At 42.4% G+C, this 24,907-nt stretch carries 20 protein-coding genes, 1 tRNA gene and 4 pseudogenes; 11 read left to right on the forward strand and 14 right to left on the reverse strand.

The features are described 5' to 3' along the window. Window positions 1-104 precede the first annotated feature (104 nt). The 3 genes and pseudogenes from N4T56_RS00295 to purH form a co-directional block, all read right to left on the reverse strand. On the reverse strand, window positions 105-329 hold the full coding sequence (locus N4T56_RS00295) for a hypothetical protein (RefSeq protein ID WP_261731823.1): 225 nt from the start codon (window positions 327-329) through the stop codon (window positions 105-107). A 353-nt stretch (window positions 330-682) separates the two neighbouring features. Beyond that, a pseudogene (gene purD / locus N4T56_RS00300) lies at window positions 683-1,985 on the reverse strand (phosphoribosylamine--glycine ligase). A gap of 86 nt (window positions 1,986-2,071) precedes the next feature. After that, the gene (purH, locus tag N4T56_RS00305; RefSeq protein WP_261731824.1) at window positions 2,072-3,661 is read right to left on the reverse strand and encodes a bifunctional phosphoribosylaminoimidazolecarboxamide formyltransferase/IMP cyclohydrolase; all 1,590 of its coding nucleotides are present in this window, start codon (window positions 3,659-3,661) and stop codon (window positions 2,072-2,074) included. Window positions 3,662-3,980: 319 nt separating this feature from the next. Between purH and zntR the strand changes: the two genes are divergently transcribed. Further along, entirely contained in the window at window positions 3,981-4,442 is a 462-nt protein-coding gene (gene zntR, locus N4T56_RS00310) for a Zn(2+)-responsive transcriptional regulator (RefSeq protein ID WP_261731825.1), read from the forward strand. A 2-nt stretch (window positions 4,443-4,444) separates the two neighbouring features. Then, window positions 4,445-5,860, forward strand: a complete 1,416-nt coding sequence (locus N4T56_RS00315) for an SO_0444 family Cu/Zn efflux transporter (RefSeq protein ID WP_261731826.1) — start codon at window positions 4,445-4,447, stop codon at window positions 5,858-5,860. Between the two features lie 99 nt (window positions 5,861-5,959). Here the strand turns inward: N4T56_RS00315 and N4T56_RS00320 are convergent, their stop codons facing one another. After that, a complete protein-coding gene (locus tag N4T56_RS00320; protein ID WP_261731827.1) occupies window positions 5,960-6,766 on the reverse strand; it encodes a S1/P1 nuclease in 807 nt (268 codons plus the stop codon). Between the two features lie 365 nt (window positions 6,767-7,131). On the opposite strand from N4T56_RS00320, the gene N4T56_RS00325 reads away from it, so the two are divergent. Both N4T56_RS00325 and N4T56_RS00330 read left to right on the forward strand, forming a co-directional pair. After that, window positions 7,132-7,959 (forward strand): TonB-dependent receptor, encoded by an 828-nt coding sequence (locus N4T56_RS00325; RefSeq protein WP_261731828.1) that lies wholly within the window; start codon window positions 7,132-7,134, stop codon window positions 7,957-7,959. Continuing rightward, the gene (locus N4T56_RS00330; RefSeq protein ID WP_261731829.1) at window positions 7,937-10,192 is read left to right on the forward strand and encodes a TonB-dependent receptor domain-containing protein; all 2,256 of its coding nucleotides are present in this window, start codon (window positions 7,937-7,939) and stop codon (window positions 10,190-10,192) included. Before N4T56_RS00325 ends, N4T56_RS00330 begins: the two co-directional genes overlap by 23 nt. 88 nt (window positions 10,193-10,280) lie before the next feature. Here N4T56_RS00330 and N4T56_RS00335 read toward each other — a convergent pair whose 3' ends face one another. Then, window positions 10,281-10,403, reverse strand: a complete 123-nt coding sequence (locus N4T56_RS00335; RefSeq protein WP_261731830.1) for a hypothetical protein — start codon at window positions 10,401-10,403, stop codon at window positions 10,281-10,283. A gap of 221 nt (window positions 10,404-10,624) precedes the next feature. Then, a complete protein-coding gene (locus N4T56_RS00340) occupies window positions 10,625-11,569 on the reverse strand; it encodes a LysR family transcriptional regulator (RefSeq protein ID WP_261731831.1) in 945 nt (314 codons plus the stop codon). 96 nt (window positions 11,570-11,665) lie between these two features. Between N4T56_RS00340 and N4T56_RS00345 the strand changes: the two genes are divergently transcribed. The 4 genes and pseudogenes from N4T56_RS00345 (at window position 11,666) to N4T56_RS00360 (ending at window position 15,273) form a co-directional block, all read left to right on the forward strand. After that, window positions 11,666-12,760 (forward strand): HlyD family secretion protein, encoded by a 1,095-nt coding sequence (locus N4T56_RS00345; RefSeq protein WP_261731832.1) that lies wholly within the window; start codon window positions 11,666-11,668, stop codon window positions 12,758-12,760. Between the two features lies 1 nt (window position 12,761). After that, a pseudogene (locus tag N4T56_RS00350) lies at window positions 12,762-14,386 on the forward strand (DHA2 family efflux MFS transporter permease subunit). 91 nt (window positions 14,387-14,477) lie between these two features. Then, on the forward strand, window positions 14,478-14,939 hold the full coding sequence (locus N4T56_RS00355; RefSeq protein ID WP_261731833.1) for a GNAT family N-acetyltransferase: 462 nt from the start codon (window positions 14,478-14,480) through the stop codon (window positions 14,937-14,939). Window positions 14,940-14,955: 16 nt separating this feature from the next. Beyond that, window positions 14,956-15,273, forward strand: a complete 318-nt coding sequence (locus tag N4T56_RS00360) for a putative quinol monooxygenase (protein ID WP_261731834.1) — start codon at window positions 14,956-14,958, stop codon at window positions 15,271-15,273. 87 nt (window positions 15,274-15,360) lie between these two features. On the opposite strand, the pseudogene N4T56_RS00365 reads toward N4T56_RS00360, so the two are convergent. Beyond that, window positions 15,361-16,367: pseudogene (locus N4T56_RS00365) on the reverse strand (porin). A gap of 520 nt (window positions 16,368-16,887) precedes the next feature. Here N4T56_RS00365 and tcdA point away from each other — a divergent pair. Beyond that, window positions 16,888-17,685: a tRNA cyclic N6-threonylcarbamoyladenosine(37) synthase TcdA gene (gene tcdA, locus N4T56_RS00370; RefSeq protein ID WP_390903984.1), complete on the forward strand. Its 798-nt coding sequence runs from the start codon at window positions 16,888-16,890 to the stop codon at window positions 17,683-17,685. 316 nt (window positions 17,686-18,001) lie between these two features. Beyond that, window positions 18,002-18,612, forward strand: a pseudogene (locus N4T56_RS00375) (superinfection exclusion B family protein). A gap of 103 nt (window positions 18,613-18,715) precedes the next feature. Here N4T56_RS00375 and N4T56_RS00380 read toward each other — a convergent pair. Further along, a complete protein-coding gene (locus N4T56_RS00380) occupies window positions 18,716-18,847 on the reverse strand; it encodes a DUF3149 domain-containing protein (protein ID WP_188926821.1) in 132 nt (43 codons plus the stop codon). An 864-nt stretch (window positions 18,848-19,711) separates the two neighbouring features. Between N4T56_RS00380 and N4T56_RS00385 the strand changes: the two genes are divergently transcribed. Next, a tRNA-Leu gene (locus N4T56_RS00385) sits at window positions 19,712-19,796 on the forward strand. A gap of 130 nt (window positions 19,797-19,926) precedes the next feature. Here the strand turns inward: N4T56_RS00385 and N4T56_RS00390 are convergent. The 6 genes from N4T56_RS00390 to N4T56_RS00415 form a co-directional block, all read right to left on the reverse strand. Continuing rightward, window positions 19,927-20,265 carry a YegP family protein gene (locus N4T56_RS00390; protein ID WP_261731835.1) on the reverse strand — a complete coding sequence of 113 codons (339 nt, stop codon included), beginning with the start codon at window positions 20,263-20,265 and terminating at the stop codon, window positions 19,927-19,929. A gap of 126 nt (window positions 20,266-20,391) precedes the next feature. Next, window positions 20,392-20,796, reverse strand: coding sequence for a DUF2787 domain-containing protein (locus N4T56_RS00395; protein WP_261731836.1), 405 nt, complete (start codon window positions 20,794-20,796; stop codon window positions 20,392-20,394). Window positions 20,797-20,814: 18 nt separating this feature from the next. Next, the gene (locus N4T56_RS00400; RefSeq protein WP_261731837.1) at window positions 20,815-21,258 is read right to left on the reverse strand and encodes a JAB domain-containing protein; all 444 of its coding nucleotides are present in this window, start codon (window positions 21,256-21,258) and stop codon (window positions 20,815-20,817) included. A 60-nt stretch (window positions 21,259-21,318) separates the two neighbouring features. After that, window positions 21,319-21,795 (reverse strand): hypothetical protein, encoded by a 477-nt coding sequence (locus N4T56_RS00405; RefSeq protein ID WP_261731838.1) that lies wholly within the window; start codon window positions 21,793-21,795, stop codon window positions 21,319-21,321. Window positions 21,796-21,818: 23 nt separating this feature from the next. Then, a complete protein-coding gene (locus N4T56_RS00410) occupies window positions 21,819-23,852 on the reverse strand; it encodes an AAA family ATPase (RefSeq protein ID WP_261731839.1) in 2,034 nt (677 codons plus the stop codon). Window positions 23,853-23,857: 5 nt separating this feature from the next. Further along, window positions 23,858-24,784: a tyrosine-type recombinase/integrase gene (locus N4T56_RS00415; RefSeq protein WP_261731840.1), complete on the reverse strand. Its 927-nt coding sequence runs from the start codon at window positions 24,782-24,784 to the stop codon at window positions 23,858-23,860. Between the last annotated feature and the right edge of the window lie 123 nt (window positions 24,785-24,907).

Here is a 24,907-nt window from a genome sequence, read left to right on the forward strand (position 1 = left end):
TATATGGTGGAACCAGTGATACCCTTGCTAGGATCTCTCACTTTACTCAGTCGGATGAACGATGTGAGTGCGCGATATGAGATATGATTGCACGATATGAGTAACTACTTGGGGTTATTAAGGTGGTTAACTATGGCGGTTTCAGCTGCCTCTTTATTGGTTTTACCTTTCGCAGGAGCAATCCCAGTCATCGCGCTATGGCCAGTGATATCTTCAGCAATATGTAACCAATCAGGATGCCAATAAAAAGTGGCACCTTCTAATGTATTCCAACCATGCACGCCTGATTTTTCCCCTTTGTAAATAAGGTCTTTGATAGAGTATGACATTGTGTCCTCCAAAAATGATTTATAGGCCTTGGCAATGTTCAACAATCAGATTGATAAACATTATCCAATTCGTTTTATATTAGGGTGCACCTCATACAGTATTAAATTTGTGATCTAGATCACGCAAGGTGGTGTTTATGAACAAGGTGAATGATATTTAACCTTTGACGTTAATTGAAATATCAACCTTGCAGATCAGTCTTGGTTGGGACGTTAAGATCATAATACAAAAGTGTTTTAGTATTTATTCGGTTCACATGGAATTAAAGAGAGTTTATGGTCGTATAAATAAATACTCCCTGCGATGTAGCCATCGAAGGGAGTATTTTATGCTAACAAAATAAGCGAATTATTTACGCTTTACCTTGCTCACGTGCAATGGCGCGGTAAGCAATATCGGTACGGAAATAAACGTCATCCCAATGGATGGCATCCACTAAAGCGTAAGCTGCTTGTTGGGCTTCAGTTACCGTGTTACCTAATGCGGTAGCACATAATACACGGCCGCCATTTGTCACAACGTGGCCGTCTTTCATCTCGGTGCCGGCATGGAACACTTTGCCGTTTACATCGCCAAGGGTTAAGCCGTCAATCACATCGCCTTTATTGTAGGTATCTGGATAACCGCCTGCGGCCATCACCACACCTACGGCTGCACGTGAGTCAAACTCTGCGGTGACTTTGTCTAATTCACCACGAGTTGCAGCAAGACAAAGCTCAACAATGTCAGACTGTAAACGCATCATGATTGGCTGGGTTTCTGGGTCGCCAAAGCGGCAGTTGTATTCAAGTACTTTAGCGCTGCCATCTGGTGCAATCATTAAACCTGCGTACAAAAAGCCGGTGTAAACGTTGCCTTCAGCTGCCATGCCATCAACGGTTGGGCGGATAACATTGGCTATCGTCCAGTCGTGCACCGTTTGCGTTACAACCGGCGCAGGAGAGTATGCACCCATGCCGCCAGTGTTAGAGCCGTAATCGCCATTGTCGCGGGCTTTATGGTCTTGGCTGGTGGCCATGGCAAGAATGTTTTTGCCGTCAACCATTACGATAAAGCTGGCTTCTTCGCCTTTTAAAAACTCTTCAATAACCACGCGTGAACCCGCATCGCCAAATTTATTACCGGCAAGCATGTCATCAATAGCGGCATCGGCCTGGACTTGATCGGCGGCGATAATCACGCCTTTACCGGCAGCTAATCCATCGGCTTTAATCACGACAGGAAAGCCCGTTTTAGCCGTTAATGCTGCCGCATAAGCTTTAGCTGGTGCAATCTCAGTGAAGTTTGAGTAGTCAGCCGTTGGAATATTGTGTCGTGCTAAAAAGTCTTTAGTGAAGGCTTTTGACGATTCAAGCTGTGCTGCGCCTTTTGTTGTAGTCAAAAATAGGTAAACTGGCAGCATTAAAAGCATCGACAACGCCTAATGACAATGGCACTTCAGGGCCGACAATGGTTAGTTCAATCTTGTTGTCTTGAGCAAACTTAACTAAATCTGCGATAGCTTCAACTTGAATAGCCACGTTTTGTAATTTTGGCTCTAAAGAGGTTCCTGCATTACCAGGTGCAACAAACACTTTTGTGACTTGCGCAGACTGAGCAGCTTTCCAAGCTAATGCATGTTCACGACCGCCGCCACCAATGATAAGTACCTGCATTTTTAATCACCCTTTTCATAAATTAAATAATATGATTCTTTAAACGAAAAAAGCAGCCAAAGAAGGCTGCTTGTCTCAAGTGGAATTTAGTGGCGGAAGTGACGCATGCCAGTAAATACCATGGCCATACCGTGCTCATCTGCCGCGGCAATGATTTCTTCATCGCGAATAGAGCCACCTGGCTGGATGATACAGCTAATACCCGCAGCAGCGGCAGCGTCGATACCGTCGCGGAATGGGAAGAAAGCGTCAGACGCCATCACTGAGTTTTCAACCACTAGACCTTCATCAGCCGCTTTAATACCTGCAATTTTAGCTGAGTAAACGCGACTCATTTGGCCAGCACCGACACCGATTGTCATGCCGTCTTTGGCGTACACAATGGCGTTAGATTTAACAAACTTAGCTACTTTCCAGCAGAACATTAGGTCTTTTAATTCATCTGCCGTTGGCTGGCGCTTAGACACGACTTTAACGTCGTCTAGGTTTACCATGCCTTGATCGCGGTCTTGCACTAACAAGCCACCATTAACGCGTTTGTAATCAAGCGTTGTGGTTTTGCTATTCCACTGCCCACACTCAAGTAAACGCACGTTAGCTTTAGCTGCAACAATATCGCGTGCTTCTTGGCTAACCGTTGGTGCGATGATGACTTCAACAAATTGACGGTCAACAATAGCTTGCGCCGTTTGTGCATCTAACTCCTGATTAAAGGCAATAATGCCACCAAATGCTGATGTTGGGTCGGTTTTAAAGGCGCGGTCATAGGCTTCTAATAAGTTAGCGCCTAATGCTACACCGCAAGGGTTAGCGTGTTTAACGATAACGCAGGCTGAGCCTTCAAACTCTTTAACGCATTCTAGTGCAGCGTCAGTGTCAGCGATATTGTTGTAAGACAGAGCTTTGCCTTGTAACTGAATCGCGCTGGCAACTGAAGCTTCATCAATTTGGGTATCAACATAAAATGCGGCTTTTTGATGACTGTTTTCACCGTAGCGTAAATCTTGCTTTTTAATGAACTGAGAATTAAACGTACGTGGGAATGTAGAATCGTCGTGGCACTCATCGCTGCTGTGCGCTGGCACCATAGTACCGAAATAATTGGCGATCATGCCGTCGTAGGCAGCGGTATGTTCAAAGGCCGCAATGGCAAGGTCAAAGCGAGTTTCTAGCGTAGTGCTGCCATTGTTGGCTTGCATCTCAGCAATCACGCGACCGTAGTCTTTTGCGTTAACCACAATGGTGGTGTCTTTGTGGTTTTTGGCGGTTGAGCGCACCATGGTTGAGCCGCCAATGTCGATATTCTCAACCGCATCGGCCAAGGTGCAACCTGGCTTAGCCACCGTTTCAGCAAATGGGTATAAGTTAACAGCCACTAAATCGATAGGGTTAATGGCGTTTTGCTCCATTACCACTTCGTCAATGCCGCGACGGGCTAAAATGCCGCCATGAATTTTAGGGTGCAGGGTTTTAACACGACCATCCATAATCTCTGGGTGACCAGTGTAGTCAGAAACTTCAATTACCGGGATATTATTGTCTGCAAGTAACTTTGCAGTACCGCCCGTTGATAAGAGTTCAACACCTTGTGCATGCAGCGCTTGTGCAAACTCAAGGATTCCAGTTTTATCTGATACGCTTAATAGCGCGCGACGAATTGGTCTGACATTATTCATGTAGGTACAGGATTCACTAGTTTGATTTTAAGGATCTTTCGTAAAACAGAATTGCCTCAAGTCTGCTTTACCAAAGTCCCTCATGGTGTTGCGATAACACCACTAGATAACTGTCTTAATGATCAGGCGGGCGTATTTTATCGTAAAGCGCATGTATTGGGTGTTTTTTCTGTGTGATTTCACAATATTGAAATGAGAACAAAGATAATCAAAAATAAACCATAACTAACCCTTGACCTTGGATTAAACTCTAAGGTTTATACTTAAGCTAATTTCAGAGACTTTTAGCTGAATGCACTTTCTGAGTTGAGGTTAAATTATGTATCGAATAGGCGAGCTTTCTGCCTTGTACGACATCAAGGCAGACACATTACGGTTTTATGAAAAACATGGGCTGCTGTCTCCTTCGAGTCGCTCAGGCTCCGGCTATCGATTATATAATCAAGACGACTCTGAAAGGTTGAAGTTTATTTTACGCGCTAAAGCGGTGGGGTTTTCACTGAATGATATTGCTGATTTATTATCGATTGAAGTGGACAAGTCAAACCGAGCCTGTGCTGAAGTGAAAGGCTTGGTTGACACTAAGCTTGAACAGGTTGAAGCTAAGTTAGCGGAGTTACAACATTTTGCGACGTCGTTAAAAAGCTTATCGAACACCTGTTGCGGCGGCTCCGATAGCGCTGAACATTGCTCAATCTTAGAAGCGTTAGAGTCGTCTGATCAACATATTATAGCCAAAAAAGAACATCATCATTTCTCTCATTCAGGTCATAAGGACTAATTATGTTATTGACCAATTTTGTTCATTTATTTTTAGAGTCCGCGCCTTGGTTATTATTAGGCTTGGTGCTCGCAGGGTTGTTAAAAGTATTTGTGCCTATGGCCTGGATGCATAAACAGCTCGGTGGTCATGGCGTGAAAACCGTAGTTAAGTCGGCATTATTAGGTGCGCCTTTGCCATTATGTTCGTGTGGGGTAATCCCCGCCGCGGTTGGTTTACGTCGTGCAGGGGCTTCAAAAGCAGCAACCACGTCATTTTTGGTTTCAACGCCTGAAACCGGGGTTGACTCGATTACCGTATCTTATGTGTTACTGGCACCGTTTATGGCCATAGTGCGACCTATTGCAGCTATTACTAGCGCTATTGTGGCTGGGTTGTTAGTTGGCCGCGATGACGATGATGGAGTACCTTCAACGGTTAAAGCTGAATCGAACAATAAGTCTGTAGTTAAAGTTGAATCGTCTTGCTGTGCCAGTAAAAAGGTCGATATATCCAGTTCGTCTCAAGCACCTTTAGTTACTCACGATAACAATGCAGACACAGTTCAACATGCAGGCATTAAAATGACAGCTGTAAAAGCTGAGTCGGTATTAAGCCCTATGGCCTCAGCCAAAGTGCTGAGTGCTGAACAAGCGCCAAAGCAAAGCAGTTGTTGTGCGAGTAAAACTGAACCCCAACCTAAAGAGGTGAAATCAAGCTGTTGCAGCACCAAAGCCGAGCCAGAGGTCGCCGCAACAAGCAGTTGCTGCGCATCAACATCAGTGAAAGCAGATCATACAGAAAGCACTGCAGAGGCTAGCTGTTGCACGTCAACTCAAGATATCGCAACCGAGCTTAAGCAAAACAGTGTATTTAGCCGAGTGTTATCTGGCTTGCATTATGCGGCCACGGATTTAATTAAAGACACTACGCTATGGTTATTAGTCGGATTGTTTTTTGCTGCCCTAGTGCAAACTTATGTGCCAAGCGATTTTTTAGTGAAGTGGGGCGACGGCATTTTAGCCATGCTAGTGATGGTGCTTGTGTCTATTCCAATGTATATCTGTGCCACGGCTTCAACGCCGATTGCGGCAGGTTTACTGTTAGCGGGTGTCTCTCCTGGTGCTGTATTGGTGTTTATGATGGCTGGTCCAGCAACGAATATCGCGACACTGGGTGTTGTGACTAAAGAGTTAGGCAAGCGTGCGCTTTATGGATATTTAGGCGGTGTCATTGGTGTGTCGTTAATCTTTGGGGTGTTGGTTAACTATTTGGTTGATACCTTTGGCTTTAAAGTGATGCCACAAATTGGTGAAGAGCACGCATTATTACCACAAGGTGTGGTAGCTGTGTCAGGTATTGTGTTGGCTATCTTAATGGCGAAAGTGTTGTGGGATATGCTCCCAAAAGGCAATAAAGAGAAGAGTTGTTGCTCTTAATAACGAGCTTTAAGCGGCCTGTTTGGCTAGCGAGATAGTGTTATTTAAACGGGGATCCATTGATCCCCGTTTTATTTTGTTAACTGTTTTAACGGATGATTAATGAAAGATAGCATTCAGTTTTTCAGCTAAGCGGATGCCAGCTTGTTGCAGTCTTTTTTCAACAATAGGTTTATTGATAAACACATAGTTGTAACGTAAGTCGTCTTCACCTTGATAATTCTGTTCCAGAACATAGGCTTTTTTACGTAAAGACTTAGACTCTTGTGCCCAATCATAATAACTCTGTCCTGACCATTGTTGACGTTCAACATGACTAATACGATTCAAAAAGTGACTGTATTCGGTGTAGCTTAATTGCTGTTGCTCGATAATTTTGCTGTCCCAAACAGTATGCAGATTACTGTCTTGGCCAAACCATTTAAGTTTAACAGTATTGCCTCCTTTGTCGTGGTGATGACCAACGTGCAAAGGCTGATGGATGTCACCAACAAAATGTACATAAAAGGCCAGCGCTTGCCATTTATCCTGCTGGCTGGCTTGAGGGTTTTTTAATACATTTTCAAACCGTTGTAATCCTTCAATGATGTCACCATCAGGATTGCGCTTCACGCTTGTCCAGGTTTCGTCGTCAGCAATAGAAATATAGTGCCATGGCGCAGCGTGGTTCCAGTTTTTGTCTGAGCGAATTTCATCAGCCCATGTAGACATTTGTGCCAGGCTTTCACCATTTGTTAGTTGATCAATCTGTTGCTTCGCGTTATCGCTTAAGTGTTGTTGAGCCAAGTCACCAACAATACGATGCCCTAACTGACCGAAGGCAAAAGCAGAAGAACTTAGACTTAATGAGAGTAATAATCCACTTATTATCATGGCGCTTTGATTAACTAAAACTGATTTTTTCATGTGTGTTGCCCAATTTTTAATGTGGTACTTAGCTGCAATGAACCCCTGCTTTTTCAGCGTGAATATACAGTGTTTTTATGACAGTTTTGTGTAACAAATTAGTTAGTTAATTGTTGTGGTCTGTACGAATTTTGACATTAAAATGCAACAAAATCTCCCTAGAATCCCCTCTGCAGTTTTTGCTGTATTTCAATAACAAGGCTCAGCGGATTGGGTTAAACATTAAAATATAATAAATTTCAGGGGTTTGAAATGTTACTAAGTCATAAAATGAGTCGCCTTGCGCTAGCGACATGTTTTGCTATGGGGGTTGCGTTGCCTGCATCTGCAGCTGACACTGCATCAGACATACGTGGACAAATTAAGTGCCAGCAGGAAGTGCTGCTTCTGATGCTAAAATCACTATTATTCACCAACCAACCGGGACGGTTACCGAAGTGCCGGTTACTGCAGATGGTCAGTTTTCTGCACGCGGTTTACGTGTTGGTGATCCTTATATTATTAAAGTTGATTCTGATCAGTTTGCCGACACCGTTGAAGAAGATGTTTATTTGCAACTAGGCGAGACATTTCGCTTTAACCGCACTTTACAAGACGCAAACGTAATGGAACGTATTGGTGTCGTAGGCAGTGCGGGTTATTACCGTTCAGCGGGAGCCAATAGTGAGTTTGGCGAGCAAGATATTGCCAATTCACCTGGCCTTAACCGAGATTTAAAAGACGTATTGCGTCAAAACCCAATGGCTGTGGTTGGTACTGATGGTGTATCAATGAGCGTGGCGGGTTTAAATCCGCGTTTCAATACTTTTGTGGTTGATGGCATATCGCAAAACGATGATTTTGGTCTTAACTCAAACGGTTACCCAACACAACGTTCACCTATTTCAATCGATGCTGTTGAGAGCGTGGCGTTAAATGTATCGCCATATAGTGCGCGCAACGGTGGTTTTACAGGCGCACAAATCAATGCTGTGACTAAGTCGGGTACTAACGAACTATCAGGCTCAGTATTTTGGGAAACCACTAACGACAGTATAGCGGGTGACGGTAAAAACCAACAAACGGGCGAAACGTTAAAGCAAGATTTTGAAGAAACCACGTTTGGCGGCACAGTGGGTTTCCCATTAATTAAGGATACACTGTTTTTCTTTGGTTCGTATGAAAACTTCGATGCGCCAAAATCAGCAGAGTGAAATGCCAGCCGATGCAGGATATGCCAACGACTCGGATATTACTTCAGCGGAATTAACGCAAATTGAACAGATTGCCCAATCGGTTTATGGCTTAGACAGCATTGGTGGCTACACCACCACGCCACAAGAAAAAGATGAAAAAATCTTAGTGAAGCTTGATTGGAATATTAACGATGAACATCGTGCCAGTTTTACCTACCAATCAACAGAAGGTAACTTAACCAATAACATGAGCTCGAGCTCATCATCGTTAAAGCTATCAAGCACTTGGTACGATAAAGAAGAAACATTAGAAACCTATGCTGCTAATTTATACAGTGATTGGACTGATGATTTCAGTACCGAAATTAAAATAGCTTATAAAGACTCGACGACTAAATCGAAAACAATTGATGACTTAGGCATTGGTATGGTTTCTGTACAAACCTATGATCGTGCTAGCGATTATGTGGTATTCGGTACCGACAAATCACGCCAAGCGAACGAGCTAGATAATCAAAACCTTGAATTACGTTTTGTGGGTGATTATTACCTTGGCGATCATGAAATTGGCTTTGGTGCTCAGTACAATAGCATTGAAGTGTTTAACCTGTTTGCTCAAAACGTGGCAGGTAACTGGTCTTTTAACAGCATTGAAGACTTTGAAAATGCTAACGTCGATCAATTTTATTATTCTAACGCTGCATCAGGTATTGCTGATGACTTAGGTGCTAGCTTTAACATGGATACGTTAGCGTTATTTGCTGAAGATTCATGGGATATCACCGCAGATTTAACTCTCACATTTGGTTTACGTTATGAAACCATTAGTATGTCTGATTCACCTGCAATTAACCAAAATTTTGTCGAGCGCTATGGGTTTGCTAATAACGAAACCTTAGATGGTCAAGATATTTGGTTACCGCGTGTGGGCGTGCAATATGCACTGACAGAAGACATCAGCTTACATGGTGGTGTGGGGCGATATAGCGGTGGCTCACCAACGGTATGGATTTCAAACAGCTTCTCAAATGATGGTAACAGCTTACTCAGCTACAACGATGGCTGGAATTCTGCTTGGGGGACGCCTGATTTTGCTAATGTACCTTCTGAAGCGCAAGACGGTTTAGTCGGTGGCGACGGTAATGTGAATGCTATCGACCCTCACTTTGAATTACCGTCAGACTGGCGTGCCAGCATTGGTGTTGACAGCACCTGGGACTTTGGGGTGTTAGGTGATGATTGGTTTGTGGGGGCAGAGTTTTTATACATTCAAAAGGAAAACGATTTAGCCTGGGTTGATTTGGCTCGTCGTCAAGTGACGACCGATGATACTGGTCGTGTTGTGTATGAAACATGGGATCCATTGGCAAATGGTGGCTCCGGTGGCAATACTGACCGCTATGACATTATGCTTACTAATGCTGATGATGATGGCACCAGCAAAACCTTAAGCTTTTCGCTAGCAAAAAACTGGGACATGGGTTTAAGCATGCGCGCAGGATATGCTTATAACTCTGTGGAAGAAGGTAACCAAGGTTCATCTTCTACCGCAACGTCAAACTATCAATACACGCCGGTTCAGTATGATCGTAATAGCACCACAATGGGCACCGGCTATTATGAGACGCCGCATCGCTTTACCTTTAGTTTAGGCTATGATGTTGAAATCGTATCTGGGTATAACTCAAGCTTTAACTTATTCTATGAGGCGCGTGAAGGTAACCCGATGACTTGGGTGTTAGGCTCATATAAAGACGGTAACTTAGGCGATCAATCAAGTTTTGCTAATTCATCTTATTACTTACCGTATATCCCAACAGGTGCCGATGACCCTAATGTTGAGTACGATGGCGGGCTAACTTACGAACAATTTAAAGCGGCTATCGATGAGATTGGTCTAAGTCAATATGCTGGGGGTATTGCACCTAAAGGCACTGATAACCAACCTTGGGTGCATCAGCTTGATTTCCGCTTTACTCAAGAATTACCAGGCTTTACCGAAGATCATAAAGGCCTTTTATACTTTGATGTGAGCAACGTGCTTAATTTACTTAATGATGATTGGGGCGTGGTTGAATACCAAAGCTATGGTACATCTACACTTGTTGACCATGATTACAATGCCAGTACTGGGGTTTACACTTACTCAGTGCCGTACGGTCAAGATGGTATTGAAACCGATAATCAGAATACTTATGACATCAACAAGTCGGCTTGGCAGTTAAAAATTGGTGTTAAATACCTGTTCTAATTAGGCTAGCACTTAACAAAAAAATACCGAGCAGTTGCTCGGTATTTTTTATCTTGGTGAATTGCTATTAACTCAAGTGATAACGGTATTATTTACCTTTAATGACTGAGGTCGCTGGGGCTTTTTTCGCTTGCTTCACTGCACGTTTTTCTTTTAACGTCAGTTGCGGCTGTTTCTTCGACTCTTTGGCGTTATTACGTTCTTTGCTCATGTTATTTACTCCGTGTATGCACTGGGCTAGTAAAATGTTAAACAATTATTTGAATCACAATATCAAGTACAACTCATGCGAATATAGCGTTGAAATTAGCATCCTGTCGTGGCTAGGTTAAATCGATACTAGCATCAAGTTGCACAAAAATATCTATTATAGATATAGATTATTTAGTGCTAATCGTAGATGACAAAAGCATAATAAAACTCGCAAAATCGTTAACTATTTTGACGCACTTTAACATCAATAAATTCGGGGATCTCTAATACATTTTCGCCCCAATTTTCAATGAGTGCAGCGTAAAGGAACTCAATAAAAACGATATACTTACGTGGCATATATACCCGTTGGGGAAAACTTAAGGTCACTTTAGTTTGTGCCATTGGAAAGTCTTCTAAAATGGGAGTCAGTTGCTGACTCGTAATGGCTTCTTGGGCAATAATGACGGGTACAGCAGTGATACCAAGCCCTTCGATGGCGGCTTCTCGCGCAAACGTAACATTATTGACTTTTAGTTGCGCGGGCGGATCAAGATCGACCCATTGGTTACCATCAAATATTCGCCAGCCACCATTGATGTGTGCTGACTGTAATTTTATAGCAGTGTGATTGATCAAATCTTGTGGGACTTTTGGCGTGCCATGACGTTTAAGGTAGCCGGGGCTGGCCATCAGTTGTCTGTTGGCGATAACCAATGAGTAACTCTGTAACTTAGGGTCGTGAACCTCTGTTATTTGGAACAGAAAATCCACTCCTTCTTCAATCACATCGACTTTACGGTTAGTTAACTCAGCATCAATAGTCATGTTCGGGTAAGCAGCAAGAAAGCGTGCGAAAATACGTCCAAGAAATAATTGCCCTAATTCGATAGGGCAAATGATTTTTAAATTACCTTTAATGTCCTGCTGGCTAGCACTTAATAAGTCTTCTGCACTTTGTAAATCTTGTAAAATTTTATTAATTCGATGGTAATAACTCGATCCCGCTTCGGTGAGCTTTAATGCCCGAGTAGTGCGGAATAATAGCTGCACACCCACATAGGCTTCTAATTCAGCAACCTTACGGCTCACCGTCGCTTTGGTTATTCCTAGCGCTTTTGCAGCACCGGTAAAACTGCCTTGTTCCACCACTTGCGAGAAAATCTGAACGCGATTGAGATCCATATTGTTACACCTGTGAAACAGTGGGTTGAATTTTGCCTGTCTAATAAACTACAGGAAACAGTAGTAAACTAGAAGGTAATAAATTAGGAGTTAAGCATGTCTATTAATAAACGTTTTATCATTGTACCAAGCCTTATTCTGGCGGTCGTTATCGCAGGCGTTTATTGGTGGTTACAGGTGCGCTTTATTGAGTCGACCGATAATGCGTATGTAGAAACCGATATTTCAAGTATTAGCGTCAAAGTACCGGGGTATATTGTGCAATCGACGGTGAGCGATAATCAGCATGTCAATCAAGGTGAGGTGCTGGCACAGCTTGAAGACAGTCAGTTTGTAGCGCTTGTGGCTCAAAGTCAGGCCGTGCTGGCCAGTTCGCAAGCCAATTTACAGACGTTGGCGGCAAAAGTGGATTTACAACAAGCCTTAATTAATCAGGCCAAAGCGGCTGTGGTGGCATCACAGTCTGATCAGTTAATTGCTAAGCAACAATTAGCGCGCTCGCAAAAATTGAAAGTGAGCAATTACAGTTCGCAAAATGATGTTGATCAACTGCAAGCTAATTTTGATTCTGCTTCGGCGCATGTTGATGAAGCACAAGCGGCATTAGTGGCAAAGCAGCGTGAATTGTCGGTATTTAATGCCCAATTATTAGAAGCGCAAGCTGACGTTGACCAGGCGCAAGCCAGCCTTGAGTTAGCCAATATTCAATTAGCCGACACCCAAATTACCGCGCCCTTTTCTGGCATTATTGGTAAGCGTGGGGCGTTAGTAGGCCAGTACGTGCAACCCGGACAAGCGCTGTTTAGCTTAGTGCCTGACTCTCAGGTATGGATAACCGCTAATTTTAAAGAGACTCAAATTGAATATATGCAACCAGGTCAATCGGTTAAGGTTAAATTAGACGCCTACCCTGATGAAGAGTTTAACGGTTTTATCGACAGCTTGGCGCCTGCTTCAGGCTCTAAATTTAGTTTGTTGCCGGCTGAAAATGCCACCGGTAATTTTACTAAGATTGTGCAGCGTATTCCGGTGCGGATCCGTATTGATAATCATCACGCGGCAAATACCCCAATGCGTATTTTACCTGGGTTGAGCGCAGTAGTTAAGGTTGATACTCAGAGTGCAACACAAGCACATGCTACAGCCAAAGCGACCTTTAACGATAAGACCACTGTCACTGCAGGACGTTAATATGAGTCAGTCAACGGCAGAGTTAGATGTAACTCAAGTGTCTGTTGCCGATGTTAAACCTACAGGGTATCAACGTGGCAGTTACCGCTCATGGATTGCGGTTATGGGGGGACTTATTGGCGCATTTATGGCGATTTTGGATATTCAAATCACCAATGCATCAATGAAGGAAATACAAGGCAGTTTAGGGGCAACGTTAGAAGAAAGCAGTTGGATTGCGACCGCCTATTTGGTGGCCGAAATGATTGCCATTCCGTTGTCGGGTTGGCTCAGCACGGGTTTATCGACCAGACGCTACTTACTGTGCAATCACTGCAGCGTTTATTGTTGCATCAATATTGTGTTCAATGTCTTGGAATCTCGAGTCGATGATTGCCTTTCGTGCATTACAAGGCTTCTTTGGTGGTGCACTCATTCCTTTAGCTTTTCGGCTTATTCTCGAATTTTTACCCGACAGTAAACGCGCCATGGGCATGGCGTTGTTTGGCGTTACGGCCACATTTGCACCATCTATTGGACCAACGTTAGGGGGGTGGTTAACTGAGCAGTTTAGTTGGCATTATCTGTTTTATATTAATGTGCCGCCGGGCATATTAGTGATGGTTATGCTGGCGTATGGGTTGGAGCGAAAACCTATTATTTGGGACAAACTAAAAGATGCCGATTACTCTGGTATTATTACGATGGCGCTGGGAATGGGCTGTTTAGAAGTGGTGCTCGAAGAGGGAAATCGAAAAGACTGGTTTGGCTCTGATCTTATTCGTAACCTCGCAATTATTGCGGTCATCAACATTGGGTTGTTTATTTGGATCCAATTACGTAAATCTCAACCTTTAGTGAATATTAGGTTGCTGTAGCCAACGTGATTTTGCCTTGTCTACAGTGGCATATTTTTTATTGGGTATGGCACTATTTGGCGCCATTTATTTAATCCCACTATACCTGTCACAAATCCACGACTATACCCCGCTTGAAATTGGGGAAGTGATTATGTGGATGGGCTTTCCGCAATTATTAGTGTTGCCGCTAGTGCCTAAATTAATGCAGCGTTATGACCCGCGGTATTTAGCGGGTTTTGGCTTTGCGTTGTTCTCAATCAGTTATTATATGAATAGCCATATGACCGCCGACTATGCTGGTGATCAAATGATAGCATCACAAATTGTCAGGGCGTTGGGGCAACCATTTATTTTAGTGCCGATAGGTATTTTGGCGACTATGCACCTTACTGCCCATGAAAACGCGTCAGCTTCAACGGTATTAAACGTCATGCGCAATTTAGGCGGTGCTTTTGGTATTGCCTTAGTGGCGACATTAAGTGATAACTTAGCCCGAGTGCACCTTGCACACATAAAGGAAACATTACCTGCGGTGAGCGCGCCAGCCTACCAATACATCAATGACACCACTTTGTTATTGCAAAGTGCAGGTTCTGACGCGGTGAGTGCTAATACACAAGCTTATGCTTTACTTACTCAAAACATGAACCAACAAGCGTATATTCAAGCTTATAATGATGTGTTTTTCATTATGGCGTGCTTTTTATCTATTGCAGTTGTGGCAGTGTTATCAATTCGAAAACCTGCAGCATCAAATACGGCAGATGCTCCTAATGAAATGCATTAAGTATTTGTTGATAAGCATCAGTATAAATAGACTTGTATTGCCATTGTTGAATGATACCCTTGCTATAAATCTTTAGGCGAATGGGTATTTGATGACATTAACATGGTTAGATGTTGGTTTTGACCAGCTCAATGTTGAGCTTTTATACGGTTTATTGCAACTGCGGGTAGATGTGTTTGTTGTGGAGCAAAACTGCCCTTATCCTGAGCTAGATGGTAAAGATAAACATGTCCACACTAGGCATTTACTCGGCCTAAATGATCAACAAAAGATTGTGGCTTACAGTCGTGTTTTAGCGCCCAATATCAGTTACCCACAAGCCAGTATTGGCCGAGTTGCTGTGACAAAATCAGCGCGAGGGCAGGGCGTAGCAAATCAGTTAATGCAACGTGCGATAACCATTGCAACACAGCGTTGGCCAGATGATCATATTCAAATAGGCGCACAAGATTATTTACGCCATTTTTATCAACAGCTTGGTTTTGTGGTTAATTCTGAAGTGTATTTAGAGGACGGAATACCGCACCTTGATATGTTACTTACCCATTCATAAATTTTAAGGAAGATAAATGTCAGATTATGTCATTAACACTCAACAAATAGTGTGTGTTGCTCAATTTGTTGCCAAGCCCGGTCAACGTGATGCGTTAGTTGCAGCATTAGCAAGCTTAATTCCTGATACTCGTCGTGAATTAGGCTGTATTCGCTATGAATTAAATGTGAGTGTGGAAGATGAAAATAAAGTCGCCTTTGTGGAAAAGTTTGTCGACCGTGCTGCGTTTGACAAGCATTGCGCTAAAGACGCCATTGAACACTATTTTCATCATGTGATGCCAGAGTTAGTTGAGTCGCATCATGTGGAAGTGTTTAATCAGGTTATTGCTTAGTTTTTTGAAAGTCAAAATCAAAAATGCCAGTCGAGTAGACTGGCATTTTTAGTTTATGGTGTCATACCATAAAGAACATCAACTTGATTAGAAGTCGTAACGTGCACCAATAGTGAAGATGTTGTCATCTTCTAAGTCAATTTTTGCACCGTTTACAGTGTGCTCACCTTCGAACATAGCATAGTGGCCATAAACTAGAGTTGATTTAGACACGCGGTAATCAGCACCCACAGTAATTTGAGTTACTTCGATGTCAGTACCTGTGGCGTCTACACTGTTTGAGTAGTACTTACCGAAACCACCATCATCTTGACCGTATTCAGCTTTTAAGTTTACGCCGTTTAGGTTGTAAGCTACGTTAACGAAGAAAGCATCGCCTTCTTGATCAGTAGATTGGCTTTCAGTGTTTTGGAATAAACCGCCTACTTTAAAGTCGCCAAATTTAGCTTGTGCAACACCACGGTAAGAATCTGTTCCGCCAATTGTGTTGTACGCAGCAGCGAAGTAGTAGTTTTGCTTTTTGAATTTTTTATCACCAATAGTTGCACTTAATGCATATTGGTCTTCATCAGAACCTTCGTAGTTATCATCCATTAAATACGTTGCATTTAATGTAACTAAGTCAGCAATAACTGGAGAGTAGTACCAAATCGCATCAGCTTTACGATCTTGGTCATCCAGTAAACGGTCGATATCGGCATTTGAGTTACCGAATAAATCAATACTACCTTCAGACTGCTTGAATACTGTGTCGTTACGACCTACAAGTACGGTACCAGCATTAGTTTTTAAACCAAGGAAAGTGTTACGGGCTTTAAATACATCGTCATTTTGAGTGGTATTTTCTACTTGGAATTCCATTTGGTATAGAAGTTCAACACCATCAGCAATCTTTTCGCTACCTTTAACACCTAGGTGAGAAAAGTTATTTTCTAAAACTGTACCTTCTTTACCATTTTGAGTCGTAGTACCTTCATCAGAACTTGTTACTGATAAATCTAAACGACCATAGAAACTTGGCCTTCAGCAAGTGTAGCAAAAGAAACTAGTGTAAGTACTGAGGCTACTGATGCAGAGATTAAGGTCTTTTTCATCTTTCATGCTCCCTAGAACGTTATGTTCTATATTCCATTTTTCATGGTTGTAGTTAGTGAAGTCGTTGCAGATATTATTCTGTAACAATCTGGTGCAGAGTTTTACAGATTTAGCACTGTCATAGTGTGGGCTAGATCAAATAATTACCCCCTGACTAGAAAATTGTGAATCTTTCTGTGACCACAGCTGTGAATCACCAAAAAATATCACTTTTTGTGCGTTTATACCTCCTTAGGGATGTTCCAATTTGTTGCTAAATAGGCTACGGCACTAGCGAAAATCGGTAACGCAGTAGTTTAGCGTATGTTAATTTAATTGTTGAGTATATAAATGGTCTAGATCATTAGACCTTAGTCTATTGAGGTTAATAAATAATCAAATCAACAGCCTGTCGTAAATATTGCTGCTTCAAAATGGTGCAACACAGTCAGTTGCCCGTTTATTTTCAACAAACATTTAGCTTTAGGGGTAAATCGGCTAGAATCGCCCTGAAATTGGTCGTGAATTAGGGCGTAATCCATGTTGTCTGAATCTTATACTCTTCGTTTTGCTGGTGTTGGTCGTTTATATGGCCAATCCGCTTTGACGACTTTCTCGCAGGCTCATGTCGTGGTGGTCGGGATTGGTGGTGTGGGTACTTGGGTTGCCGAAGCTTTGGCGCGAAGTGGTATAGGCCAGATCACCTTAATTGATTTAGACGATATTTGCGTCACCAATACCAATCGTCAAATTCATGCATTAACCTCTACTATTGGCCAGTCTAAAGTTGAGGTGATGGCAAAGCGGATTAACGATATTAATCCTGAATGTGTGGTTAATGAAGTAGAAGACTTTGTAACGCTCGATAATTTAAGTCAATATTTTGTCCCTGTATCGCAAGGCGGCACGATTGATTATGTGGTGGACTGTATTGATGCGGTTAAGCAAAAAGCAGGGTTAATCGCTTGGTGTAAGCGTAACAAAATCCCGCTGGTGACAATTGGCGGTGCGGGGGGGCAAACTGATCCAACGTTAATTCAGGTTACTGATCTGGCTAAAACCATCCAAGATCCTTTATTGGCTAAAGTGCGCAACATACTGCGTAAAGAGTACAACTTTAGTAAAAATGTCCAACGTCGTTTTGCTGTTGATGCGGTATTTTCAAGCCAACATTTAGTTTACCCACAAGCAGACGGTAGCGTGTGCAATACCAAAGCAACGGCGGAAGGCAGTATGCGTATGGATTGCGCTTCTGGTTTTGGTGCTATTAGCATGGTGACGGGTACCTTTGCTTTTGTTGCGGTGAGTCGAGTACTTACTAAATTGGCGGCTAAATAAGCACGTTAACGCAGATGTTTTTGTCAAAGCACCTGGTCTTATATACCCTATAAACACTCAATATGTTTACGCCATTGACTATTTGAGTCTGGGAAATGCAGTTCAGTATCTCAGCAAAGATGAAGCGTAAAATATTGAGCGTCACCCACTGTCTACCTTTATTGGCCGTAAGATGAAAGCATGATTATTGTGGCCATTCTATCCTTTAACTTTTCTTAGTCATTGTTTTATACCAAATTCAGGTTATTGATACTCTCTTGGCACTATATTTGCTTTGTTGGGGTTAGGTTCAAAAATCTGACACTGTGAGCGAGCTATGATGAAAATGAATATAGGTATGATGAATTTACTGAACGGCAAACGTGTGTTGGTCAGTGTAATGGCATGGGGCGTTGTCACTTGCGCGAGTTTGTTGTTTGCCCCCCAAAATATTCTGGCAAGCTTATCTTTAGATCACCTTGTCACAGCCTATGGACAATTTATTGGCTTAGGATTGATTATTGGTGTGGCTTATTTTTTAAGTCAACTTTTTGCCTTTATTGTGGACGAAGCCATTGTCAATTTACGCCAAAAGCGCACAGTAGAAACCATTGAAGCAAAAGTTAAATTATTAGACCCTGCCGAGCGAGCCTTATTGCGAGAGTTCTTTTTACAAGGGCAAACTATTTTGACTTTGCCAAAAAATGAGTTAGCAGTGAAAAACCTAGTGGATACGAATATTTTAGAGGTGTTAGGTAATGAACGCCATTACGCTATTCAAGGCCTACCGCAGATTACAAGATTTCGATGCAAGCGCGTGTTTATTTAAATCGCGATGTGCTGCGTTTGCCGGCAGGAGAGCCAAGTGCTGAAGAAATGAGTTATTTGATTAAAACCAGACCGCATTTTATTAACGGGCTTGTTCAAGCGCGAAAACATGCAGCGTAACGTTAAAATTTGAAGAAAAAATGGGGGCTATAAAGCCCCTAATAGTATCATTCGCAAGGAAGTATTGAATAATGCAGTAAAATAACTTAACCGATTAAGAGACTCACTTAACCGGTGCAGACTTCACAATAAACATCCAAGTTAGATAAGAAATAATTCCCAGCGTACTGAAAATTACAATCATTGAAAGTAATCCAATTGGGTTACCAAACATTAAATCTAGCCAAAATGCCATGATTCTTATCCTCTGAATTATGAAATCGAGATCATCATAAAGTGAAATTGCCGCCTTGACGGTGATCTTGATCAATACTGTCGCTCAAGGTGTTATTGAAAGGTTAAATCTGCTAAACAGCTCACAAAAAAGCGTTTAGAACATGGATTAAGGGGATGCGAATGACTTTTGAGCAATCAGGTGATTTTTATAGAAAAGAATCGTTAAAGGGCTTGCCATTGTCACGAGCAAAGGTATAATCGCCCACACTTAATTGTGACAAATGCAATTGAGTTATGTTGTGCCAGTGTGGTGAAATTGGTAGACACACGGGATTCAAAATTCGCAGCGTGTACTCAACATAACTCAGTAAGTTGCTGATTGAATTAGTTATTAGATATTTATTAACGTTCAAAACCCTTGCAAAGATTTGCAAAGTTTTTTAGATTGATAATTATGTGCCTGTTCAATAACATTAGTTACCAACAGGGTTAAAAACACATAAATTAAGTACAATAAAATTGGTTTGGTTTTGCAAAGATATTTGGTCTTTTTAGATAACTTTGCAAAGCTAAATATAGCTTCAAAGCCTTTGCCTGAGTGATGAAATTGGTATACATGGGGGATTCAAAATTCGCAGCGTGTACTCAACATAACTCAGTAAGTTGCTGATTGAATTAGTTATTAGATATTTATTAACGTTCAAAACCCTTGCAAAGATTTGCAAAGTTTTTTAGATTGATAATTATGTGCCTGTTCAATAACATTAGTTACCAACAGGGTTAAAAACACATAAATTAAGTACAATAAAATTGGTTTGGTTTTGCAAAGATATTTGGTCTTTTTAGATAACTTTGCAAAGCTAAATATAGCTTCAAAGCCTTTGCCTGAGTGATGAAATTGGTATACATGGGGGATTCAAAATCCCCTGCTTCACGGCGTGTCGGTTCGAGTCCGACCTCAGGTACCATTATTTGAAAGCCCTGTTCTTAATTGAACGGGGCTTTTTTTATGCTTATAAATCAATGGTAAATACAGAGGTCTGTTACTTTCAACCGCTAGAGGGTAAAAATTATCTATAACGCTTAATTAGGTAGACTTTATCCAGCAGTTAGGTCTTTTATTGTTGATGTCTTTCCATTTTCCATTACTGAACGTATACCATTATCTCTACTCGATGTGCTCGAATACATTTGGCTTGTGCCAATGATTTGATGATTAGCCGCTTTAAGGTTGAAATAGGGTTTATCATTCTTCGCTGTTTCTTTCGCGAAATTAGCTTCACTTTGGGAGTTTGTTTGAACTGAGCTAATACCATTATTGGCACCAGCCTTAGCAGTGTAGAGTTCACTTGTTAATATGACTTCGCCATTGCCTGCCTTTAATACAAACTTAAACTGGCCATTACTGCTTTTACTTAATTCATACCATCCTGACATTATTTAGCTCCCTAATCGTTACGACACTGCCTATTCATAGCAAGGACAATTCCCTGCTTGAATATTAGTCTAGTTGGTTTCACTTATTTTGGAATATTAATTTGGTCGTATTTTGAGCATTTACGGTTAATCGGTTGAGATACTGACTTCAAACATTTCTAAATCCTGCCAATAGCACACGAAGTTTTGTTCCCATATAGGGTAAAACTCCATTGCGGCATCAAGTAATATTTCACCATTAATGCTTTGAAACACGCCAAAGTTAAAATCAAAGTCCAACGCTTTTACGAGTTCGGCATAACCACCGTGACCGACAAAGCAGAACTCGGTGATGTAACACAGGTGCCATTGTTCAGCCGTCTTTTCTAACCTGATTTCAACTGGATGAAAACCACCATGTTCGGAGCTGTAGTTTGGATCTCGAAAGTTAATGGTTAATGCATTATGAGTAGTGTTATTAATCAGCTTGGTTAACGGCAGCAGTAAGCTATCGGTAACAGGCAAAGCCAGTTCCTTATTAATGGTGTTCATTTTGTTATCTCACAGAGTTTAGAAGAGTTCGGGTTGAGTTTGACGTAAGCTGGTAAAGCGATTTAGGCCGATAATCACATGGTCGATGACTTCAATGTTGAGCACCTTGGCGCATTCAATCACCTTATGAGTAAAGTTAAGGTCACTTGTACTAGGCGTTGGATCGCCAGAAGGGTGGTTATGAACAAGGATTATCCCCGGCATATTGAGTATGACGGCCGTTCTGAGTACCTCCGATGGACGCATGCTGATACTGTTGATGCAACCTGTGGCAACGACTTCAACGCAGTTGATAGCTCGTTGGGTGGTGAGGTTAGCCACGATAAACACTTCCTTTGTTTCATATTTTAGGTAATCAAATACCTTTGCAGCATCTTCAGGTCGAAGCAGTGTCTTTTCTGCTAATTCACACTGACTTTCTCTGAACTGATACTTAACGTTAATTTCGCGTATTAATGCCATTGGCTTACCCTTACAAATAGCTTAAGCGGAGAGGGGATTAGTAATCCCCCTCAAATAGGATTACTTGGTTTTGCTGGGTTCAGTTGGTGGCTGATTACCTTTCTCTTTCTTACTTGGGAACTTAGGAGGTGGTGCAAGTAAGAACGTATCCAGCTCGCCTTTTTCTACCGCATCGATAATGACTTTAATGGTGTCTGGTAGTTTGGCTTTATCACCTACATCAATGGCGGGCTTATCTTTAACCAACTCTATGGGCTTACCGCTAATACGGACTTCAAGATAGTAATGTTCCTCACTGTCATAGAACCAAGGGCGAACGTTATAACGGCGGCGTATCTTCTTACGCTCACCAGTTTCAGCGTCTTTGATGCTCTTTTCACGGTAGGCTTCAAACTCTTTACCTTCAACAAAGCATTCGGCCATTTCTAATTGCTGCTTAAGCTTCTCTAATAAGCGTATGCGTTTACTCACAACGGGTGGCTTGGTCACAATTTCAGGGCGAGCGATTACCTTGAGCGAACTCAATAATGTGGTCATAGGATGTTCCTTTATGGGTTGGGTTAGCGAATAAAGCCGATGTGGCCTTTTGCTTGTTTACGGTTATTTTCTTCAGCCAGTAACGTAATGGCCGTTGTTCTATGGTTGTGGTTGGGTTGAAATACCATGCGCCTTGCTAAGATAGCGAAGTCGCCTGGGGTTAACTGGTTTAGCGTGTGAAGTTGGTCTTTCTCTGAATGAGTCAACTTAGTAATGCCAAGTACCTGGCGGTACATCGTGTGTCTCTGTGCTTCGGTGAGGTAGTCACATACTAACTTGAAGTCAAAGCGTCGCATCACAGCACTGTCGATTGATGCGAGTGCGTTAGTTGCTGCAAACACAGGAACGCTGTAGCATTCAAGTTGAGATAGCAGCTCATTGATAAGTTGTACTTCATACTGCGCTTGAGCGCTCTCACGCTTGCTCAGTAAGCTATCGACTTCATCAAATAGCATTAGCTTGTTTTCTCTATGTGCTTCTTTAAAGAGCGCTGCGATGTTCTGTTCACTCTCACCAACGTATTTACTCAGAACGTCAGAGCACTTGATGTGCATGATGTCCATACCGTGGTTTTCAGCCAAATGATGAACCCAGCCTGTTTTCCCCGTACCTGCGGGACCACTTAATAACACCCTTAACGGCAGACCATTTTCAATCGCGTCATCGATATCACTAATGATAGTTTCAGCATCTTGCCCATTTGTGGTGGTAAGGTTTAAGCAACTTGGGTCAAAGTTCAGCTGCCCCTCGTATTGCGGTAGTGCTTGCTCTTCACCACAAGCTTCAAGCATGGCATCCACGACTTCCAATACCACCGTTTCAGCGTGTTCACCTGTTAAGGCCAACGCATTGGCAACATGAGCAGCATTAGCAATAAAGGCGGGTGCTGCCTTTGTTTTATAAGCCAGCTCTAAACGAAAGGCATCAGATACCTTAAGTTGCTTGAGCATGGCTTTACTCATCGAATAAGCAAAGGATTCATCAGGGACGGGGATGTCCATCACCAACTTAAATCGCCTGATATAACTGGGTTCCAACATCGATATATGGTTGGTTATCCAGATGGTCGGTACAGGGTTTGTTTCAAGTAAACGCATTAAGCCCTCTTTGGAGTAATGCTCGTCGGCATGCTTAAACACGCTTTCACACTCATCAACCAGTAATAGGCTTCCATCTGTACCATTCAACAAACTTTGCATCAGGTTAAGGTAGCTAATCCGCTGGCTAGTAGGCTGTTTACTCAAGAACTCATTGGTTATATTGCCATCTTCAAACTGCACGCTTTGCACTTCAAGTAGGCTGCGCTTTAGTGACTTTGCCAAGGTACGTGAAAGCTCGGTCTTACCCGTACCAGCTGGATCATAAAGTAAAATGTTCACCCCTGTAAGACTCTGCTTGGCAGCAGCTTTGAGATACCGACACACTAAGTCGGCATTAACATGTTCAAACTGCTTAAGGGTGAACTTTGCCGCTGGGCTGCGTTTTATAATGGGCTCAATAAATGCCTCGCGGCTAGTCAATTTCTGAGTGACTAATATTCTTTTGTATGGAGTTGGTAGGGTCAAACGGTAAGGTAAATGTAATAACCCATCTTCAATAAGGTTGTTCTCAACTAAAGGCTGAAGTTGTTGTTCAATGGCGTAACGGTCTAGTCCAGTATCTTGCTCAAGCGTATGGATCAGAATGTCTGAATCATGGTCAGATAACAGACTAAGTAGCTCGTTTAGACCAAGGTTGGCATTCATTAAGATAATGAGTGTTATCACCGATTTCATCTTTAAATCTAGCTTAAACAAATCGCAGATAAACTCGGCGTTATGGTGCACTATTTGGGTGGTGGTCGGGTGTATATCCTTTATTGGGAACTCTTCTAGAGTACTTTCTATATCGTAATTAATGCCGTGCTGAAGCTTGATACCTACCAAGGCTGCTACAACTTGCGAGGGAACATATGCAAAGCCATAGCGCATTGCTGTTGTCAGTAAGGTTTCGGCAACCTGAGTAGATAGATAGTAACAATGATTGGCACGCTTAACGTTTAGCTTTGGCTTTATCATTGGCGTCATCGTCCCCGTTTAGTCTGCTTGAGTGGTGGTGTGTAATCCAACACGGATGCGGCCTGTTTCATAAAGGCATTGTCGCGTTTGTCATAAATGGTGGTTGTGCTGATATCGGCATGACCTGCCATTTGACGCACGGTATTGATATCCACATTTTGCTCAAGTAAACGAGTAATAAAGGTTCGGCGTAAATCATGAGGCGACACGTTATCTACCCCTATTTCATACAAGGTGTCTTTGACTAAGCGATAGAGTGAGGTTGGGCTTGTTGGTACGCCAAGCGTTAACTTACCCGTGAGTGTTGATTTACACAGTAGATAGCCATGTTGACGACTGCGTACTTTGAGCCATGCCAGCAGATTTTCTTCTACCCACACAGGCAAAAACAAGGTGCGGCTTTTATTGCCTTTCCCAGCTGCGACTACCAGTGAATGAGTTACGTTATCGTAGTCATGTAACATCAGCGCTGACAGCTCACTGCGACGTAATCCCGTACCCAGAAACAAGCTGAAAATGGCAAGGTTACGCATAGCCAACGTGCTACTTTGAGACTTGAAATATGTGAATACCGCCGTCACTTGTTCTGTGCTTAGCGGCGTACCTAGATGTTCTCCGTGTTTAACTTGATTAATGGTCTGTAAGTTGGCGACTTGTGATAACTCCGCTTTATCCATTAATGCAGCGACTTTAACGATATTCTTAATCGATATCATGGCGCGGTTAATAGAACGTGGAGACCACTTGGCGTGTGTCATGACAGCACGTATTTGTAAGGCTTGTTGATAGTCAATCTGGCATAGCTTGTCGTCGAGCATAGAATCTTGCCACTGCATTAGCCGTGCAATGCTGCGCATCTGTGAGCTGATAGAGCGTTGACTGTTAACAGACAGGCGGCTCAAATACAACGCATAGGGGGTCGCTGTAGTCATAGAGAACTCCAGTAGGGTAGATAGTTTGAATTGTGTTTAGAGGGTAGAACGAGAAGAGAAAAGTGATACTAGAAACACGTTCATAATATCACTTTTCGGACTAGATTTCAGTGGCTGTTTTTG

It is taken from the genome of Shewanella phaeophyticola, from assembly GCF_025398315.1.
Lineage (GTDB): Bacteria > Pseudomonadota > Gammaproteobacteria > Enterobacterales > Shewanellaceae > Shewanella > Shewanella phaeophyticola.

Coding starts and splice junctions, on each gene's coding strand:
- N4T56_RS00295 (WP_261731823.1), bottom strand. CDS start 329: ATGTCATACTCTATCAAAGACCTTATTTACAAAGGGGAAAAATCAGGC.
- purH (WP_261731824.1), bottom strand. CDS start 3,661: ATGAATAATGTCAGACCAATTCGTCGCGCGCTATTAAGCGTATCAGAT.
- zntR (WP_261731825.1), top strand. CDS start 3,981: ATGTATCGAATAGGCGAGCTTTCTGCCTTGTACGACATCAAGGCAGAC.
- N4T56_RS00315 (WP_261731826.1), top strand. CDS start 4,445: ATGTTATTGACCAATTTTGTTCATTTATTTTTAGAGTCCGCGCCTTGG.
- N4T56_RS00320 (WP_261731827.1), bottom strand. CDS start 6,766: ATGAAAAAATCAGTTTTAGTTAATCAAAGCGCCATGATAATAAGTGGA.
- N4T56_RS00330 (WP_261731829.1), top strand. CDS start 7,937: ATGCGCCAAAATCAGCAGAGTGAAATGCCAGCCGATGCAGGATATGCC.
- N4T56_RS00335 (WP_261731830.1), bottom strand. CDS start 10,403: ATGAGCAAAGAACGTAATAACGCCAAAGAGTCGAAGAAACAGCCGCAA.
- N4T56_RS00340 (WP_261731831.1), bottom strand. CDS start 11,569: ATGGATCTCAATCGCGTTCAGATTTTCTCGCAAGTGGTGGAACAAGGC.
- N4T56_RS00345 (WP_261731832.1), top strand. CDS start 11,666: ATGTCTATTAATAAACGTTTTATCATTGTACCAAGCCTTATTCTGGCG.
- N4T56_RS00355 (WP_261731833.1), top strand. CDS start 14,478: ATGACATTAACATGGTTAGATGTTGGTTTTGACCAGCTCAATGTTGAG.
- N4T56_RS00360 (WP_261731834.1), top strand. CDS start 14,956: ATGTCAGATTATGTCATTAACACTCAACAAATAGTGTGTGTTGCTCAA.
- tcdA (WP_390903984.1), top strand. CDS start 16,888: ATGTTGTCTGAATCTTATACTCTTCGTTTTGCTGGTGTTGGTCGTTTA.
- N4T56_RS00380 (WP_188926821.1), bottom strand. CDS start 18,847: ATGGCATTTTGGCTAGATTTAATGTTTGGTAACCCAATTGGATTACTT.
- N4T56_RS00390 (WP_261731835.1), bottom strand. CDS start 20,265: ATGTCAGGATGGTATGAATTAAGTAAAAGCAGTAATGGCCAGTTTAAG.
- N4T56_RS00395 (WP_261731836.1), bottom strand. CDS start 20,796: ATGAACACCATTAATAAGGAACTGGCTTTGCCTGTTACCGATAGCTTA.
- N4T56_RS00400 (WP_261731837.1), bottom strand. CDS start 21,258: ATGGCATTAATACGCGAAATTAACGTTAAGTATCAGTTCAGAGAAAGT.
- N4T56_RS00405 (WP_261731838.1), bottom strand. CDS start 21,795: ATGACCACATTATTGAGTTCGCTCAAGGTAATCGCTCGCCCTGAAATT.
- N4T56_RS00410 (WP_261731839.1), bottom strand. CDS start 23,852: ATGATAAAGCCAAAGCTAAACGTTAAGCGTGCCAATCATTGTTACTAT.
- N4T56_RS00415 (WP_261731840.1), bottom strand. CDS start 24,784: ATGACTACAGCGACCCCCTATGCGTTGTATTTGAGCCGCCTGTCTGTT.